This window comes from Mycobacterium sp. IDUB_21 (assembly GCF_055419425.1).
In genome coordinates this window covers 1-226 of the sequence record NZ_JBVAXQ010000044.1, presented here as the reverse complement: position 1 = coordinate 226, position 226 = coordinate 1, and the positions used below count along the sequence as shown (strand labels likewise).

The window sequence follows — 226 nt, the reverse complement described above, 5'->3', positions numbered from 1 at the left end:
TTGCGGCCCAACTGCGCCACGAACTCCTGGCAGGCCACCGAACCGGCACCACCCCAGAAGTCCCCGGCAGCCAGCACATCGTGCACGATCGCCTGGTGCTCGGCCTCCAACGAGGCAGCCTGGGCACGAATCAACGCACCGTGGGCATCCACATCACCGAACTGGTAGTTAATCGACATATTCGTATCCTCCCTAGCTGCCCAGGATCTGCTGGGAAGCAGCTTCC

The 226-nt window shown here is 62.4% G+C and carries 1 protein-coding gene; it reads right to left on the bottom strand.

What is annotated here, in order from left to right:
* On the bottom strand, positions 1–179 hold a 179-nt coding region (locus tag ACZYY4_RS23055; RefSeq protein WP_463812339.1), incomplete at its 3' end, for a WXG100 family type VII secretion target.
* Between the last annotated feature and the right edge of the window lie 47 nt (positions 180–226).